Below are 223 nucleotides of genomic sequence, written 5' to 3'. Positions count from 1 at the left end.
GCGCGAGCTCCTTGGATTCCTCCTCGGATTCACGCATCAGCGTCTCGTAGGCTAAAGCAATATCGCCCAGATGGCGAGGCCCCGTCGCGCCCGGCTGCTCGGGGGCCGGGACGGAGAGCACGTTTGTCGGCTTGTCCTTGCCCCGCCAGGTGCGGTTCAGCTCCCGGATCTGGGCGTCGTCGGTGAGCATCACGCTCACGTCGAAATCCCCGTCCGCCTCGTC

1 protein-coding gene is annotated in these 223 nt (G+C 66.4%); it reads right to left on the bottom strand.

Annotated elements, in window-relative coordinates; translation table 11 throughout:
• The coding region (gene ybeY / locus E4K09_RS23745) for an rRNA maturation RNase YbeY (protein ID WP_134500160.1) at positions 1-223 on the bottom strand (223 nt) is incomplete at both ends.

Source organism: Microvirga pakistanensis, assembly GCF_004458765.1.
GTDB lineage: Bacteria > Pseudomonadota > Alphaproteobacteria > Rhizobiales > Beijerinckiaceae > Microvirga > Microvirga pakistanensis.
This window is presented reverse-complemented; position numbering and strand designations above follow the sequence as displayed.